The organism is Jiella sp. M17.18 (assembly GCF_041027365.1).
Taxonomy (GTDB): Bacteria; Pseudomonadota; Alphaproteobacteria; order Rhizobiales; family Rhizobiaceae; genus VKMB-3413.
This window is the reverse complement of sequence record NZ_JBFTEH010000016.1, coordinates 1-14959: the sequence shown is the minus strand read 5'-3', so window position 1 is coordinate 14959 and position 14959 is coordinate 1. Positions and strand designations below refer to the sequence as shown.

11 protein-coding genes, 2 tRNA genes and 1 pseudogene are annotated in these 14959 nt (G+C 66.3%); 6 read left to right on the top strand and 8 right to left on the bottom strand.

What is annotated here, in order from left to right; translation table 11 throughout:
• Nucleotide 1 precedes the first annotated feature (1 nt).
• The 3 genes from AB5S17_RS21355 to AB5S17_RS21345 form a co-directional block, all read right to left on the bottom strand.
• The gene (locus AB5S17_RS21355; RefSeq protein ID WP_369243211.1) at nt 2-1501 is read right to left on the bottom strand and encodes an amino acid ABC transporter permease; all 1500 of its coding nucleotides are present in this window, start codon (nt 1499-1501) and stop codon (nt 2-4) included.
• A gap of 13 nt (nt 1502-1514) precedes the next feature.
• Nucleotides 1515-2705, bottom strand: a complete 1191-nt coding sequence (locus AB5S17_RS21350) for an amino acid ABC transporter permease (RefSeq protein WP_369243210.1) — start codon at nt 2703-2705, stop codon at nt 1515-1517.
• A gap of 117 nt (nt 2706-2822) precedes the next feature.
• Nucleotides 2823-3842, bottom strand: coding sequence for an amino acid ABC transporter substrate-binding protein (locus tag AB5S17_RS21345; RefSeq protein WP_369243209.1), 1020 nt, complete (start codon nt 3840-3842; stop codon nt 2823-2825).
• A 212-nt stretch (nt 3843-4054) separates the two neighbouring features.
• On the opposite strand from AB5S17_RS21345, the gene metC reads away from it, so the two are divergent.
• From metC to AB5S17_RS21330, 3 genes are all read left to right on the top strand, one after another.
• Entirely contained in the window at nt 4055-5236 is a 1182-nt protein-coding gene (gene metC, locus AB5S17_RS21340; protein WP_369243208.1) for a cystathionine beta-lyase, read from the top strand.
• A 147-nt stretch (nt 5237-5383) separates the two neighbouring features.
• A tRNA-Leu gene (locus tag AB5S17_RS21335) sits at nt 5384-5468 on the top strand.
• 140 nt (nt 5469-5608) lie between these two features.
• A complete protein-coding gene (locus tag AB5S17_RS21330) occupies nt 5609-6010 on the top strand; it encodes a hypothetical protein (RefSeq protein ID WP_369243207.1) in 402 nt (133 codons plus the stop codon).
• A gap of 48 nt (nt 6011-6058) precedes the next feature.
• On the opposite strand, the gene AB5S17_RS21325 is transcribed toward AB5S17_RS21330, so the two are convergent.
• The 3 genes from AB5S17_RS21325 to ettA all read right to left on the bottom strand — a co-directional run bounded on the left by AB5S17_RS21325 (nt 6059) and on the right by ettA (nt 10127).
• A complete protein-coding gene (locus AB5S17_RS21325) occupies nt 6059-6445 on the bottom strand; it encodes a response regulator (RefSeq protein ID WP_369243206.1) in 387 nt (128 codons plus the stop codon).
• Entirely contained in the window at nt 6435-7997 is a 1563-nt protein-coding gene (locus tag AB5S17_RS21320; protein ID WP_369243205.1) for a sensor histidine kinase, read from the bottom strand. Before AB5S17_RS21320 ends, AB5S17_RS21325 begins: the two co-directional genes overlap by 11 nt.
• A gap of 480 nt (nt 7998-8477) precedes the next feature.
• Nucleotides 8478-10127, bottom strand: a complete 1650-nt coding sequence (gene ettA, locus AB5S17_RS21315) for an energy-dependent translational throttle protein EttA (protein WP_369243204.1) — start codon at nt 10125-10127, stop codon at nt 8478-8480.
• A 227-nt stretch (nt 10128-10354) separates the two neighbouring features.
• Between ettA and AB5S17_RS21310 the strand changes: the two genes are divergently transcribed.
• The 3 genes from AB5S17_RS21310 (at nt 10355) to AB5S17_RS21300 (ending at nt 13639) form a co-directional block, all read left to right on the top strand.
• Entirely contained in the window at nt 10355-11041 is a 687-nt protein-coding gene (locus AB5S17_RS21310; protein WP_369243203.1) for an SDR family NAD(P)-dependent oxidoreductase, read from the top strand.
• A 165-nt stretch (nt 11042-11206) separates the two neighbouring features.
• A tRNA-Gln gene (locus AB5S17_RS21305) sits at nt 11207-11280 on the top strand.
• A 112-nt stretch (nt 11281-11392) separates the two neighbouring features.
• A complete protein-coding gene (locus AB5S17_RS21300) occupies nt 11393-13639 on the top strand; it encodes a DUF6538 domain-containing protein (RefSeq protein WP_369243202.1) in 2247 nt (748 codons plus the stop codon).
• Nucleotides 13640-14146: 507 nt separating this feature from the next.
• Here the strand turns inward: AB5S17_RS21300 and AB5S17_RS21295 are convergent.
• Together AB5S17_RS21295 and AB5S17_RS21290 are read right to left on the bottom strand one after the other, a co-directional pair.
• A complete protein-coding gene (locus AB5S17_RS21295; RefSeq protein WP_369243201.1) occupies nt 14147-14512 on the bottom strand; it encodes a hypothetical protein in 366 nt (121 codons plus the stop codon).
• Between the two features lie 111 nt (nt 14513-14623).
• Nucleotides 14624-14959 (bottom strand): annotated as a pseudogene (locus tag AB5S17_RS21290) (hypothetical protein); the annotation flags it as partial.

The following is a 14959-nucleotide window of genomic DNA, read 5'->3' as shown; positions in this document are numbered from 1 at the left end:
TTCAGCGCTTGTGCCCGGTGTCCAGCCGCCGTTCCGTGTAGATGGAATAGCGCGACATCGAGAAACAGAAGATCCAATAGACGAATGCGGCGAAGATCAGCCCCGTCGCCGGCGTCGAGGCGGTGATCCAGGCGGGATCGTTGAAGCCGCGCCGCACCGTGCCGAGAAGGTCGGCGAGACCGATGATATAGACGAGGCTGGTGTCCTTGAAGAGGCCGATGAAGGTGTTGACGATGCCGGGAATGACGAGCTTCAGCGCCTGCGGCAGGATGATCATCCGCATCTTCTGCCAGTAGGTCAGCGCCATCGCGTCGGCGCCCTCGTACTGGCCCTTCGGGATCGCCTGCAGGCCGCCGCGGATCACCTCCGCCATGTAGGCGGCCGAGAACAGCGCCGTGCCGACCAGCGCCCGCAGCAGCTGATCGAAGGTGACGCCCTCCGGCATGAACAGCGGCAGCATGAAATTCGCCATGAACAGGACGGTGATCAGCGGCACGCCGCGCCAGAACTCGATGAAGATGATGCAGAGCATGCGGATCGCCGGCATCTGCGAGCGGCGCCCGAGCGCCAGCATGATGCCGAGCGGCAGCGATGCGGCGATGCCCGTCAGCGCGACGACCAGCGTCAGCGACAGGCCGCCCCACAGATTGGTCGGCACCGGCTCCAGGCCGAAATCGGCCGAGAGCACCGCGATGAAGGCGATGACGGCGATCGTCGGCATGAAGACGCCGAAGACGTTACCGCCGCCGCGCCGCGAGGCAACGCCGACGGCCACCACCATCACCAGCGCCGCGGCGCTGGCAACGAGCGCGGCCAGGCTGAGCGGGGTGAAGCGGAAGTCGAGGAAGCGGATCGTGCTGCCGCTGATGAAGGCGGTCACGAGCAGCGCCAGGAGCGCGAACAGCGCCGCGGCCGCCGCGGCCTTCACCGGCGTCGACTGGAAGCCGACGGCCGGGTCGGAGGAGACGTCGCTGATCGTCACGGCCGCGGCGATCAGGAGGAGGAACGAGATCAGCCCACCGGAAAAGGTGAACGCGCCGCCGGTGAGGAGCACCAGCGTGATCACGGGATAGACCCCGAGCAGCAGGATGGCGTTCAGCCGCTTGTACGGGACGGCCGGGATCGCCACCCCGGCGACGAGGACGACGAGCATGACGACCGAGAGGTCGATCCGCCAGCGGTCGCCGAAGGGGTAGGTGCCGTACATGAACTGGGCGAACTTGGCGCTGATGAAGGCCCAGCAGGCGCCCTCGCCGCCGCCGCCCTGGGGCGTGCAGGCGGTGCGGTCGGAGCCGTGGAAGACGGCGTTGACCAGCGCCCAGTCGACGATGTTCCACGCCGCCCAGACGATGAAGGCGCCGGCGATGATCGTCAGAACGCTGTCGAGCGGGGTCGCGAAGAGGTTGCGCCGCGTCGTGCCGATGATGCCGATGTCGGATGCCGGCGGCGGCAGCGGCTGCTTCTGCTCGTGCGCGACATAGGGAGCGACCTGTTCTTCCATGGTTTCGCTCCTCTCAGCGCTCGACCAGCGCCATCTTGGCGTTGAACCAGTTCATGAACACCGACACCGACAGGCTGATGGTGAGGTAGACCACCATCCAGATGCACACGACCTCGATCGACTGGCCGGACTGGTTGAGGACGGTCGAGCCGACGGCGACGAGTTCGGGATAGCCGATCGCGAGGCCCAGCGAGGAGTTCTTGGTCAGGTTCAGATACTGGCTGGTCAGCGGCGGGATGATGACCCGGAAGGCCTGCGGCACGACCACGAGCCGCAACGCCTGGCTGCGCGTCAGCCCGAGCGCGGCGGCGGCCTCGTTCTGGCCCTTGGACACCGACATGATGCCGGCGCGCACGATCTCGGCGATGAAGGCGCCGGTGTAGATCGACAGCGCCAGCAGCAGCGAGATGTATTCGGGCCGGATCTGGAAGCCGCCGGCGAGGTTGAATCGCGTCGCGCGCGGGAAGTCGAGCGCGGCCGGCAGGCCGGTGACGACGAAGGCGAGGATCGGCAGGCCGATGATCAGCCCGAGCGCGGTCCACAGCAGCGGCTTGCGCTCGCCGGTCGCGAGCTGGGTCCGCCGGTTGCGCCGCGCCAGCACCACCACGGCCACGAGGCCGGCGACGAAGGCTGCGAAGGTCACCCAGGCCAGCGGGTCGAACAGGACGCTCGGCACCTGCAGGCCGCGGTTGGTCAGGTAGACGCCGAAGACGTTCTCCTTGATCCCGCGCGGGCCGCCCAGCACCGACAGGACGCCGAAGTACCAGAACAGGATGACCAGGAGCGGCGGGATGTTGCGGAAGGTCTCGACATAGACCGTCGCCAGCATGCGGATCAGGAAATTCTGCGACAGGCGGCCGATGCCGACGACGAAGCCGCAGAGCGTGGCGAGGAAGATGCCGCTGCCGGAGATGATGAGCGTGTTGACGATGCCGACGAGGATCGCGCGGCCGTAGGTCATGCTCGATGAGTAGCTGATCGGCGTGATCGCGATGTCGAAGCCGGAGCGCGCGCTCAGGAAGCCGAAGCCGGAGGCGATGTTCGCCTCCTCGAGATTGCGGGCCGTGTTCGCGACGATCCACCAGGTGAAGCCGACCAGGAAGGCGATCAGCGCCACCTGGATGACGACGCTCCGCACGGTCGGGTTGGTCAGGATCGACGAGCCGCCGGAGCGCGGCGACAACGATTCGGTCTCAGCTGTCAAACTGTGGTCTCTCACGCTCAAGACGAGGAACAGGCTCGCCGCCTGGAGTTATAGGAGGACTCTTCGCCGGCGGGCGCCCCGCATTCGGGGCACCCGCCGATCGTCATTCGCGTCCGCTTAGCGGATCGGCATGCCGTACTGGATGCCGCCCTTGGTCCACAGGGCGTTCATGCCGCGCTGGATCTTCAGCGGGGTGTTGACGCCGATGTTGCGCTCGAAGATCTCGCCGTAATTGCCGACGGCCTTGATGATGTTGACCGCCCAGTCCTTGGACAGGCCGATCGACTGGCCGAAATCCTTGTCCTCACCGAGCAGGCGGCGGACTTCCGGATTGTCGGACTTCATCATCTGGTCGACGTTCTCCTTCGTCACGCCGAGCTCCTCGGCATCGAGCAGCGCGTTGTGCGTCCACTTGACGATGTTGAACCACTGCCAGTCGCCCTGGCGCACGACCGGGCCCAGCGGCTCCTTGGAGATGATCTCCGGCAGGATGACGTTGTCGTCGGGCTTGGACATCTCCAGGCGCGAGGCGGCGAGGCCCGACGCGTCGGTGGTCAGAACGTCGCAGCGGCCGCTGTCATAGGCGGAGTTCACGCTCGACTGCGCCTCGATGACCACCGGGTTGTAGTTCATGTTGTGCGACTTGAAGTAGTCGGCGAGGTTCAGCTCGGTCGTGGTGCCGCTCTGCACGCAGACGGTGGCGCCTGACAGCTCCAGCGCCGAGTTCACGCCCAGCTCCTTCTTCACCATGAAGCCCTGGCCGTCATAGTAGTTGACGCCGGCGAAGGCGAGGCCGAGCGTGGTGTCGCGGTCCATCGTCCAGGTGGTGTTGCGGGCCAGCATGTCGATCTCGTTGTTCTGCAGCGCCGGGAAGCGCTGGACGGCCGAGAGCGGGACGTACTGGATCTTCGAAGCATCGCCGAAGACGGCGGCGGCGACGGCCTTGCAGTAGTCGACATCGAGGCCCTGCCACTCGCCCTTGTCGTTCTGCGAGGCGAAACCCGGCAGGCCGGTGTTGACGCCGCAGCGCAGCATCCCGCGGCTCTTGACGGTCTGAAGCGTCTGCGCCGAGGCCGCGCCCGCGGCGAGCCCTACGAGCGAAAGACCGAACACGGCGGTCAGAAGCATGGATTTCATCAGGATGCCTTCCCCTGTTGGGTTTGGTTTGTAACTTTGGTGTCGCCGATCCCCGTCGGGTGCGCAGCGTTCCGCCGGCGCTCCCGCGTCCCTCGTCGACCGTGGCAATTCCATGTCATAAAAATGGACAGGTCAAGAAGCGGCCGCCTGATTCCTCCCATTTCCGCCAGTCGCGGTCAAATCGTCCATCCGCAAAGCAGAAAGCCGAACGATTGAGCACCAACAGCCCGAAGAACAAGCAGCAGGGCGTGAATACGCGCCTCGCTCACGGCCCGTATGACCCGCATTCGCTGCACGGTTTCGTCAATCCGCCCGTCGTGCATGCTTCGACCGTCCTGTTCGAAAACACCGAACGGATGAAGAACCGTGCGGCAAGCCCGTACAGCTACGGCCTACGCGGCACGCCGACGACGACCGCGCTCGAGGCGGCGCTGGACGATCTGGAAGGCTCGGCCGGAACGATCCTCGTCCCCTCCGGCCTCGCCGCGGTGACGATCCCGCTCCTGGCCTTCCTGTCGTCCGGCGACCACTGCATCGTCGTCGATTCCGTCTATTCGCCGACCCGCAAGTTCTGCAACGGGACGCTCCGCCGCATGGGCGTCTCGGTCGAGTATTTCGATCCGCACATCGGCGCGGGGATCGCCGGGCTGATGCGGCCCGAGACGAAGGTCGTGTTCCTGGAGGCGCCGGGGTCGAACACCTTCGAGCTGATGGACGTCGCCGCGGTCTGCGAAGCCGCCCATGCCGGCGGCGCCGTCACCATGATCGACAACACCTGGGCGACGCCGCTCCTGTTCCGGCCGCTCGACCACGGCGTCGACCTGTCGATCCACGCGCTGACCAAGTACCCGGGCGGCCATTCCGATGTGATGATGGGCTCGGTCTCGGCCAATGCGGCGACCTACGAGCGGCTGCGAGAGACCCAGATGCAGATCGGCGTCAACGCCGCACCGGACGACACCTATCTCGTCCTGCGCGGGCTGAAGACGATGGGCGTGCGCCTTGCCCGCCACGAGGCATCCGCGCTCGCCGTCGCCACCTGGCTGGAGGGCCGGGACGACGTCGTCTCGGTGCTGCATCCCGCCCTGCCCTCGTTCCCGGGCCACGACCTCTGGAAGCGCCAGTTCAAGGGTTCGAGCGGCCTCTTCGGCTTCGTCCTGAAGGGCGACCAGAGCGCGGCGGCGGCCTTCCTCGACACCCTCGAGATCTTCGGCCTCGGCTATTCCTGGGGGGGCCACGAGAGCCTGGCGGTGGCGGTCGATCTCTCCGACCGCACCATCGCCAAGGGGCCCGAGGGCGGCGCGCTGATCCGCCTGCAGATCGGGCTGGAGGACGTCGAGGATCTGAAGGCGGACCTCGAAGCGGGCTTTGCCGCTGCCGCAAGGCGCGGCTGACCGGCGAGGCGGCCGATCCGGCGCAGCGCCGACCGCCGATGCGGCCGTGCCGGCCGGCGGGCGGGCCTCCGCCAGAAAAGCCGGGAGCGGCTGATTGACCGGCCGGGCGTTGCGGCTATAGTCGCGCCCGAACGGTACTGGCCGCTCGCCCCTGTGGCGGAATTGGTAGACGCGCGCGACTCAAAATCGCGTTCCGCAAGGATTGTCGGTTCGATCCCGACCGGGGGCACCAGCCTTTCCCGCAGAAAATTCCCGGCGGCGTCCGGCCGGGAGCCGGCACTGCGGCGGCGGCCATCATGCTGATCCGCCGCGCCCCGGAACAGGCCCGATTTTCGCGTTGCCTGACGGGCGATGCAATGCTCTCCTTCGGCCATGGCGACCGGGCTCGACAGCTTCGATGCGTTTTCCTGGGCGAGCCTTCTCAAGGGCCGCGACGTGCTGGTCTGCGATTCCGACAGGCGCCGGGCGCTGAGCATCGCGGATGCGCTGGAGGAGGCAGGCGCGCGAGCGACGGTCGCGCCGACGACCGAGGCCGCGCTCGACCGGCTGGCGCGCCGGTCCTTCTCGCTCGCGGTCGTGACGCAGACGTCGGAGGCCCGCCTCGGCACGCCCCTTGCGGCGGCGCTGGAAGCGGCGGGAACGCGCCTCGTCCTCCTGGCCGACCCTGCGGTCCAGGCCGAGGCGGCTCGCATTCATCCATCCGCCAGGGTGCTGGGTCTCGGGATCAGCCCGCGCCAGCTGGTGCAGTCGATCACCGGCACGCAGGACGACTGACGGCTACCGGAACGGGCAATCGCACCCCGAAGCGTCCGGCCACGGCCGCTACGGGCGGCTGCGGTCGATCGACGTCTCGATCTGCTGGAGCGTGTAGGGCTTCTGCAGGATCTGGCAGCCGTGCCAGCGCTCCTCGACGCCTTCGCGGCCGTAGCCGGTGGCAAAGACGATCGGCACGCCGGAACTGCACAGCCGTTCAGCGACGGGATAAACGGTCTCGCCGCTGACGTTCACATCCAGGATGGCGACGTCGATCGGGATGCCGGAATCGATGATCTCGTGCGCGCCCTTGATCCGCATGGCGAGACCGACGACGTCGCAGCCGAGGTCGAGCAGCATGTCTTCCAGCTGCATGGCGACCAGGCTTTCGTCTTCGACGATGAAGACCTTCACCCCGGTCAGGTCGCAGCTTCCGTCCCGCCCCTCAGACAGCAATGTCCCCGGCCTCGAATAGTTTGATCTTGAAGCGGCAGATGAGACCGGTTTCACGAAGGTCAAGAGCCAGCGTCCCGCCGAACTCGCCCTCGATGATCCGGGTGATGACGCGGACCCCGTAGCCGGGCTCCAGATGAACCGGGGCGCCCGGAGCGTCAGTGCCGCGCGCCTCCTGCCAGTCGACCTCTAGCGTCTGTCCGCTCGTCTGGGCCTCGCCCGACCATTGGACCGCGAGAACGCCCGCCTCGCCCGCCAGTGCCCCGTAGCGGCGCGCATTGGAGGTCAGTTCGTGAAGCACGATAGCGAGCGCGATGGCCGATTTCGCCGAGAGGAGGATTTCCGGCCCGTCGAGCCGAACCCGTTGCTCGGCGAAGCTGCCGAGTTCCTCCTTCAGGAGCGCCGTCAGCGGCGCCGATTCCCAGCGGCGCTCGGCGAGGATGTTGTGGGCCCGGCTGAGCGCCAGCAGCCGCGACTCGAACGCATAGCGCGCCTCGTCGAGGTCGCCGACATCGCGAAAGCTCTGCCGCGCCATCGCCTGGATCGTCGCGAGGGTGTTCTTCACCCGGTGGTTCAGCTCGTCCATCAGCGTGCGCTGATGCTGCGAGGCCCGCACCGCCTCGGTCCGGTCGCTTCCCTGGACGAAGACGCCGGTGATCGCGCCCTCGGCGTTGCTGATGGGGTTGTAGGTGAAGTCGATGAACGCCTCGACCGCAGCCATGTCCGGATGCGGCTGGATCGTGATCGGCATCGCTTCGCCCGACACCGTCTCCCCGCGCGTGTAGACCGCGTCGAGAAGCTCCAGAAAGCCCTGATCCGCGATCTCCGGCAGCGCCTCGCGCACCGTCCGGCCGACGAGGTCGCGGCCGCCGACGAAGCGCTGGTAGCTGTCGTTGACGAAGGTGAAGACGTGCTCCGGGCCCTCGAGCACCGCGATCATGCCGGGCGCCTGCCGGAACAGGCGCCGGAACGCCTCGCCTTCCGACACGGTCTCCTGATAGGCCTCCTCGACGTCCTGCGCATGCTTGAGGAGAGCGAGTTCGCCCGGCACGTTGCGGAAGGGCAGCGACTGCGCTTCCTTGATCCGCACGATCTCGGTCACGTCGACCGTGTTCTGGACGACGAAGCGGACGCTGCCGTCCGCTGCCTTCAACGGCGTGTGAGTCGCGCTCCAGTAGCGCTGCTCCATGCCGCCGCCCTGCCACTCGGGGCGCGGGATCTCGTAGGGAATGAAGGCGATCGTGTCGGGTTCGCCGGTGGCGAACACGCTGTCGAAGGAGGCGCGCAACCGGCGGCCGCTTTCGCCCTCGTTCGGAAACATCTCGAACAATCCGCGCCCCAGCAGTTCCTGGCGCGAGCGCAGCGTCGCCTCCTCGTAGGCGCGATTGACGGCGACGTATCTGAGATCGGCGTCGAGCACCATGAACGGGCTCGGGAGCACTTCGAAGATGCCGGCAAAGTCCGGTTCCTCGACGGCACCGCCATGTCCCGACGGGCGGCCCAGGCCGGCGACCAGGCGGGGCAGAAGCGTGTCACCGGCCTGTTGTTGCATCATCCAAACTCGAACATTGCGTTGGAGACCCCATCAAGCCCGGCTGGTCCGCGACGCCGGCGATCGAGAGCCCGGCAACCCCAGGACGGCGCCGCGCGGCGAAGCGCAAGCACATGCCGTCGATCGTTCGCCACCAAACCTACGAACCGCTGGAATAGCCGAGTTGCGCAAGAGGTTCCAGAAAAATCAGTGACATCCTGAATCTCCCGCCTGCGCCTGCCGGCGCCCTCGCGATGCTCCCGGGCCGACAGCCGCCCTGCCCGCGCGACTCCGCACGAAGCCTCCGGAGATATCGCGGTTCGCGCCGATGGCGAATCCGGACCGCCGCGCGGGACAAGCACGGCAGGTCGAGCAGGTCATGCCTCGGGCCGTCGCTCGCCGTCGCGCGCGCGTCGAAGACAGGCGCGCGGTCGCTGAGGGCGGCGCCTGCACCCGCCAGGGAAAGGCCCGGGGCGCAGGCGCCACTTGCAGGTCAGGGGCCGGTCAGCGGGTCAGGCGCTTGTAGGTCGGGCGCTTCGGGTTGACCGCTTCCGGGCCGAGGCGGCGGATCTTGTCCTGCTCGTAGTCCTCGAAATTGCCCTCGAACCATTCGACATGGCTGTCGCCCTCGAAGGCGAGGATGTGCGTCGCCAGCCGATCGAGGAACATGCGATCATGGCTGATCACCACGGCGCAGCCGGCATATTCCTCCAGCGCGTCTTCCAGCGCCGTCAGCGTCTCGGTGTCGAGGTCGTTGGTCGGCTCGTCGAGCAGGATGACGTTGGCGCCGGACTTCAGCATCTTGGCAAGGTGCACGCGGTTGCGCTGGCCGCCGGACAGGGTCCCGACCTTCTGCTGCTGGTTCGGGCCCTTGAAGTTGAAGTTGCCGACATAGGCCCGGGAGTTCATCTCGTACTTGCCGAGCTTCATGATGTCGACGCCGCCGGAGATCTCTTCCCAGACGTTGTTGTTGGGGTCGAGGTCGTCGCGGCTCTGGTCGACATAGCCGAGATCGACGGTCTCGCCGATGTCGATCTTGCCCGAGTCGGGCTTCTCCTGGCCGGTGATCATCTTGAACAGCGTCGACTTGCCGGCGCCGTTCGGGCCGATGATGCCGACGATGCCGCCAGCCGGCAGCTTGAAGGAGAGGTTCTCGATCAGCACCCGGTCGCCGAAGCTCTTGGTCAGGTTCTCGACCTCGATCACCTTGTTGCCGAGCCGCTCGCCGGTCGGGATGACGATCTTGCCGTCGGCCGGCTTGCGGTTCTCCGCAGCCTCGACGAGCTCGTTATAGGCCCGGATACGCGCCTTCGACTTGGTCTGGCGAGCTTTCGCACCCTGCTGGATCCACTCGCGCTCTCTCGTGATGGCGCGCATGCGGGCGTCGTCCTCGCGGCCCTCCTGGGCCATGCGCTTGGCCTTCTTTTCCAGATAGACCGAATAGTTGCCCTCGTAGGGAACGCCGTGGCCGCGGTCGAGCTCGAGGATCCAGCCGGTGACATTGTCGAGGAAGTAGCGGTCGTGGGTGACCATCAGCACCGAGCCCTCGTACTCGCGCAGGTGCTTTTCGAGCCAGAGGATGGTCTCGGCGTCGAGATGGTTGGTCGGCTCGTCGAGGAGCAGGATATCGGGTTTCGAGAGAAGCAGCTTGCAGAGCGCCACCCGGCGGCGCTCGCCGCCGGAGAGCGGCGCGATCTCGGCGTCGCCCGGCGGGCAGCGCAACGCGTCCATCGCCATCTCGACCTGGTTTTCGAGGTCCCAGAGGTTCTGCGCGTCGATGACGTCCTGGAGCTTCGCCCCCTCCTCCGCCGTCTCGTCGGAGTAGTTCATCATCAGTTCATTGTAGCGGTCGAGGATCGCCTGCTTGTCGGCGACGCCCTCCATCACGTTCTCGAACACCGTCTTGTCGGGATCGAGCTTCGGCTCCTGCGGCAGATAGCCGACGGTCGCGCCTTCGGCCGCCCACGCCTCGCCGGTGAACTCGGTGTCCTCGCCGGCCATGATCTTCAGAAGCGTCGACTTGCCCGCGCCGTTCGGCCCGAGAATGCCGATCTTGGCGTCGGGGTAGAAGGACAGGTGGATGTTGTCGAGAACCTTCTTGTTCCCGTAGGCCTTGGAGAGGCCGGACATATGATAGATGAACTGGCGTGCCATGGCGCGCTGTCGCTCCGTCTCGCGAATTTCGACTGAAAGATTGGCGCCGTCTCTAAGCCATTGCTCGGCGCGCCGCAACGTTCGGGACCGATCGCGTCCGGTTTGTCCTCGCCGCGCGCGGCCGGCGGCCTAGCTCTCGCCGAAGGTCGCCCGGCCCGTGGGCCAAGGGGTTGTGCCGCAGCGGGGCCGGCACGCTGGTCTGCTGCTCTCGTCCGAAGGAGGTCGTCATGTCCATCGCACTCATCGTCGGGGTCGGCGACGGGCTGTCCGCCTCGCTCGCGCGGAAGCTGTCGGCGCGCGGCTACAATCTGGTGCTCGCGGCGCGGAACGTCGACAAGCTGCAGGACCTTGCGGCTTCGACCAATGCGGCCACCGTCCCCTGCGACGCATCTGACCCGCAGTCGGTGGCCAGCCTGTTCGCTTCCATCGACCCCCGCGCCGAGGACCTCGCCGTGGCGATCTACAATCCCTCGGCGCGGGTGCGGGGGCCGCTGGTCAATCTCGATCCGGCGGACGTGCGCCGCGCGCTGGACGTCACCGCCTTCGGCGCCTTCCTCGTCGCGCAACAGGCGGCGCGGCGGATGCTGCCGAAACAGGCCGGCACCATCCTCTTCACGGGCGCCTCGGCGGGCGTGAAGGGCTTCCCCAATTCGGCGCCCTTCGCGATGGGCAAGTTCGCGATGCGCGGCCTGGCTCAGTCGATGGCGCGCGAGCTCCATCCGCAGGGCATCCATATCGGCCACGTCGTCATCGACGGCGCGATCCGCAATCCCGGCCGGACCGAGCCTGCCGACCGGCCGGACTCCATGCTCGACCCCGACGCGATCGCCGAGACCTACATGGCGCTGATCGACCAGCACCGCTCGGCCTGGTCGTGGGAGGTCGAGATCCGGCCGTTCGTCGAGAGCTTCTGACCGCGCCGCGAACGCGCGCCCGCCCCGATCGGCCCTCCGCCACTCCCGTTTGGATCAGGCGGAAATCGCCCAACGGAAAAATTCGCCGGCGAGGGTTCACAGTCGCGACATCTGCGGCTATATGGTCCGCAACGGCGCGACCGGGCTCGGTCCTGCAGCCGGCGGTGGGGAATAGGTTAACGGTAGACCCACGGACTCTGACTCCGTTAGTCCTGGTTCGAATCCAGGTTCCCCAGCCAATTTCCCTTCGGGGAAATCTAACCCTCTGAAATCGCTCTGCTTTCTGTCTGGCTGAGAATCCTCTCGGTCGCTCCAGTCGTCGATTGGGCCCAAATTTGATGCCCGGAGCTGATGCCCATGGCGCGCTCCGGCCAGCGTGGGGGCAGATCGGTGGCGACTCGGCACGAAGTCCAGAACCTTGAACGACGCGGTCACACGTTCTATTGGCGCGCCAGGGTCCCTGCCCGGTTCGTGGCAGTCCCGAAGTCGGCGAGGCTGTCCCTCAGCCTCCGACAGTCTGACCACAGCAAGGCAGCCTACATGGCTCGCCGTCTCAATCTTCTCCTCGCCGAGCTCACCGCGAGACCCTCCTGCGGAATGACGACGAAGTCTCAACTCGACCAGCTCTTCCGCTCCGAGATCGAGCGCATGACGGCGCATCTTGAGGATCTCGCCTTCGCTGCGCGCTACGCCGGCAAGTACGACGACGTGAGGGAGATGGAAGCGGATATCGAGGTGGGGTGGGCTTACCGCCTGCTCCAGCTCTTCGGGACGGGTCGACGGCTAACCTTGGACAAAAATTGCCCGGGACGCGCTATCCTGACCCGTAACGGGATCCCGGACCCGCACATCGCTGTCATTGCGGCGACTCATCGCTCCGAACAGGCCGCTGCCCAGAACCCTGTCTTCGATCGTGAAATCCGCCAGCAGATGTCAGAGGTCGGACTTTCGGACACGATCGCCAACCGCGAGCGCGCCAAGATGGAGATCTTCCGCGCGAAGGCAGACGCACTCCTGAACGTCGGCGCTCGCTGGCCTCTGATCGACCGCCGCCAGAACGCCCTCACCGCTTCGACGCTTCCGGAAGACGAGCGGCCGCAGTTTTTGGCTGACGCCACGCAGCCCGCTCCTGCCGAGGAGCCTGACGCACCTTTCGGAAAAACGGCATCGCAGGAGCCAGAGTTAGCGGGCGGCAACGCTGGGCCCTCAGCCGACCCGGATCAAAGTCAGCTCCCAACCAGCCCGGCGTCTCCGGCGGAACGCGCGGCGCCAGAAGCTCCGTCCGTTGGTCCTGCTCTTGGCGAGGAAATCATTTCCGCAGCTCCGGTCGAGGCGGCACCGGAGCCAGCTCCTGATGTTCCCGTACTCAGGCTTGCAGACTTCGAAGCGGAATTCACTAAGTTGCGCAAGAACAAGGCCAAGGAGTGGACGGAGGAGAGCGCCAGGGACGCTCATGTGCTCGTTGTCACCCTCCGCGACATCCTCGAGGAACACGGCGTCCGGCACTCCGGTGAGATCAGGCAGCATCACATTGCGGCCCTACGCCAGCACTTCAACGACATTCCCACGCATTATGGGAAAAGTGCGCGCTTGCGGGTGATGAAGGCCGCGGCTTTGCGGGCTTTCGCAGCAGAGCAGGTAACCAGGGCAGAGCAAACTAACGAGCCGCCGTATCGCGTCGGCCTGTCCGCCGCTACGATTCGCAAACACCTCGGCAATCTCGATACATTCCTGCGTCACGTCAGGGCGAATGGCTACGCCGTCGGTAGATGGGAGCTGGCGGGTCTCCGGCCAGCCAAACCGAAGCTAGGAACGCTTCGCCTGAAACAAGTGAAGCCGCCACCAGAGACGATCCGCCCGATCTTTAACCTTCCGGTATTCACGGGCTGCCTCGACGAGCTGAACCAGGACCGACCGGGAGAGGCCGTCTTCCACAGTGCCTGCTACTTCCTGCCGATGCTCTTCGTCTATCTTGGTGCGCGCAGAAACGAGTTCGCGGGGCTGGCCACCCAAGACATCATCCAAACCGAGAATGGTCCAGCCATTCACATCCGTCAGAATGCATTCCGCACCATCAAGAACGCCCAGTCGGACCGACTTCTGCCCCTTCCGGACGAGCTCGTCCGGCTAGGCTTCATGGAGTACGTCGCGGCCGTCGGGAAGATCGGCCACGAGAGGTTGTTCCCCGAACTCTATTCTCCGCGGTTGAAGAAGAACGATCCCGGAGATCGCTTTTACAAGGATTTCGTTCCGCTGCTCAACGCTTCTCCGGAATTGGCAGACGGTCTCTGGGAAAGGACCATCCACGCATTCCGTCATGGATTGGCGAACACACTGAAGCAATCGGGCGTTGAAGTTGCCATCATCGACGATCTGTCGGGACGTCTCGGATCCGGCGAAACGCAGACACGCTACACCAACATCGCCGGGCTAGGTCTCCTCCGAGAGAAGATCAGCAAGTACCCCAACATCACCGAGCATCTGATCCCGCGACCTATTCGGCTCCTGCCCTGGGTAGAAGCGAACACCTCGCCGCCGTGGGCAGGACGGAAACCCGGTGAAAGGTTTCGTAAGCCTCGTAGATCCGGCATTAGGTAGCAAATGCCACCAGACCGGGACGCCGCTTCCAGGCACGTATCCGCCGGGTATGCGGGAGTGTGTTGGTTCGGCGCGGCGGCATGACCCGGGTCCATGCTTCCCTCCGCTGCACTTTCAGAGGTTTGTCAGCGTGATCCCACGCCGATCGGCGCCGAGACTCGGTGCCGATTCACAGCCTGAGAGCCAGCCAGACCCGGCCGGCTGTCGGACCGAAGGTTTGCCAGTTCGAAGGCCGCCGCCGAGTTCGCCACATCTGCCAGCGGCCTTAGGAAAAGTTTCTCGCCCGCGTCTCGCCGGCAACGATCGCGATTCCAGGTTAGAGATTGGCGTTACGGATCCAAACGGCGTTTGCAGGAGTAATGCCGGGGAGCCCGACCTCGCTTCGGACATCGACAGATGCCGCCGGTCGTCGGTTCGCTTCGAGCGTCAGATCGCTCTCCGCGCGACCGCAGTTTCGCCGAGGCCTCCTGCCGGGCGGCAGCCATCAGGCTGCACGTCGTCGGCCCATCACGTGGCGTCGGCACCATGCTGATCGCGGGCATCGGCCAATCCGGATTTCAATCGGAAGGTCCAGCCGTCCTCGTATCGCTCGATGAGATCGTCCACACGGCGGGCCGCCTTCTCCGGATCGAAGCCCTGCTCGACGAGGCGTCGGACGATCTCGCCGCGGAGCTTCATTAGCCCGGAGTAATCGCCGTTCCCGACGAGGAGGGTGACGAACCAGTGCAGCGTGACCCGGGCGACGTCGTCGCGCGAAGGGGCCCGCTGCCGCCGCTGCTCGGCCCGGTAGCGTCGCTGGTACTCGGCCTGCTCGGCGAGGCGCCGCTCGCGGCGGGTCGGCTTCGGGTTCGACTGGGCTTCCGAACGGGGCATGGGGCTCACTCCAGGATCATCGGCTGCGGCGAGTTGGCTGGCGTTGGTTGGAGACGGGAACTTCGAGCGCCGGCCCCGCCGCAGATGGCGGCGGGGCCGAAGCAAGACGGATCAGACGTTCAGGAAGCCGATGACCCTGCGCCCCTTGCTGTCGACCGTGGGCTTGCTGACCGGGATGAAGAGGTCGTTGCGGCTGACCTTCTCTGCCGGGCGGGGCAGCGGCGCGGCGAGCCTGCCGCTGTTCGACGTCTTCGGCGCGGCCGCCTTCGGCATGCTGCTCGCCGGGCGCCGGGCCACCTTCGGGGCAGTCGCCTCGCCCTTGCTGGCGCGCGGCACCGGGGTGGAGGCCGCCTTTGCGGCGACCTCCGTGGTCACGGTCTCGTCCGCGACGGGTGCTGCTTCGGCTGCCTCGGCCTCGCTCTCGGCGTCCGCCGCCTCGACCCGGCG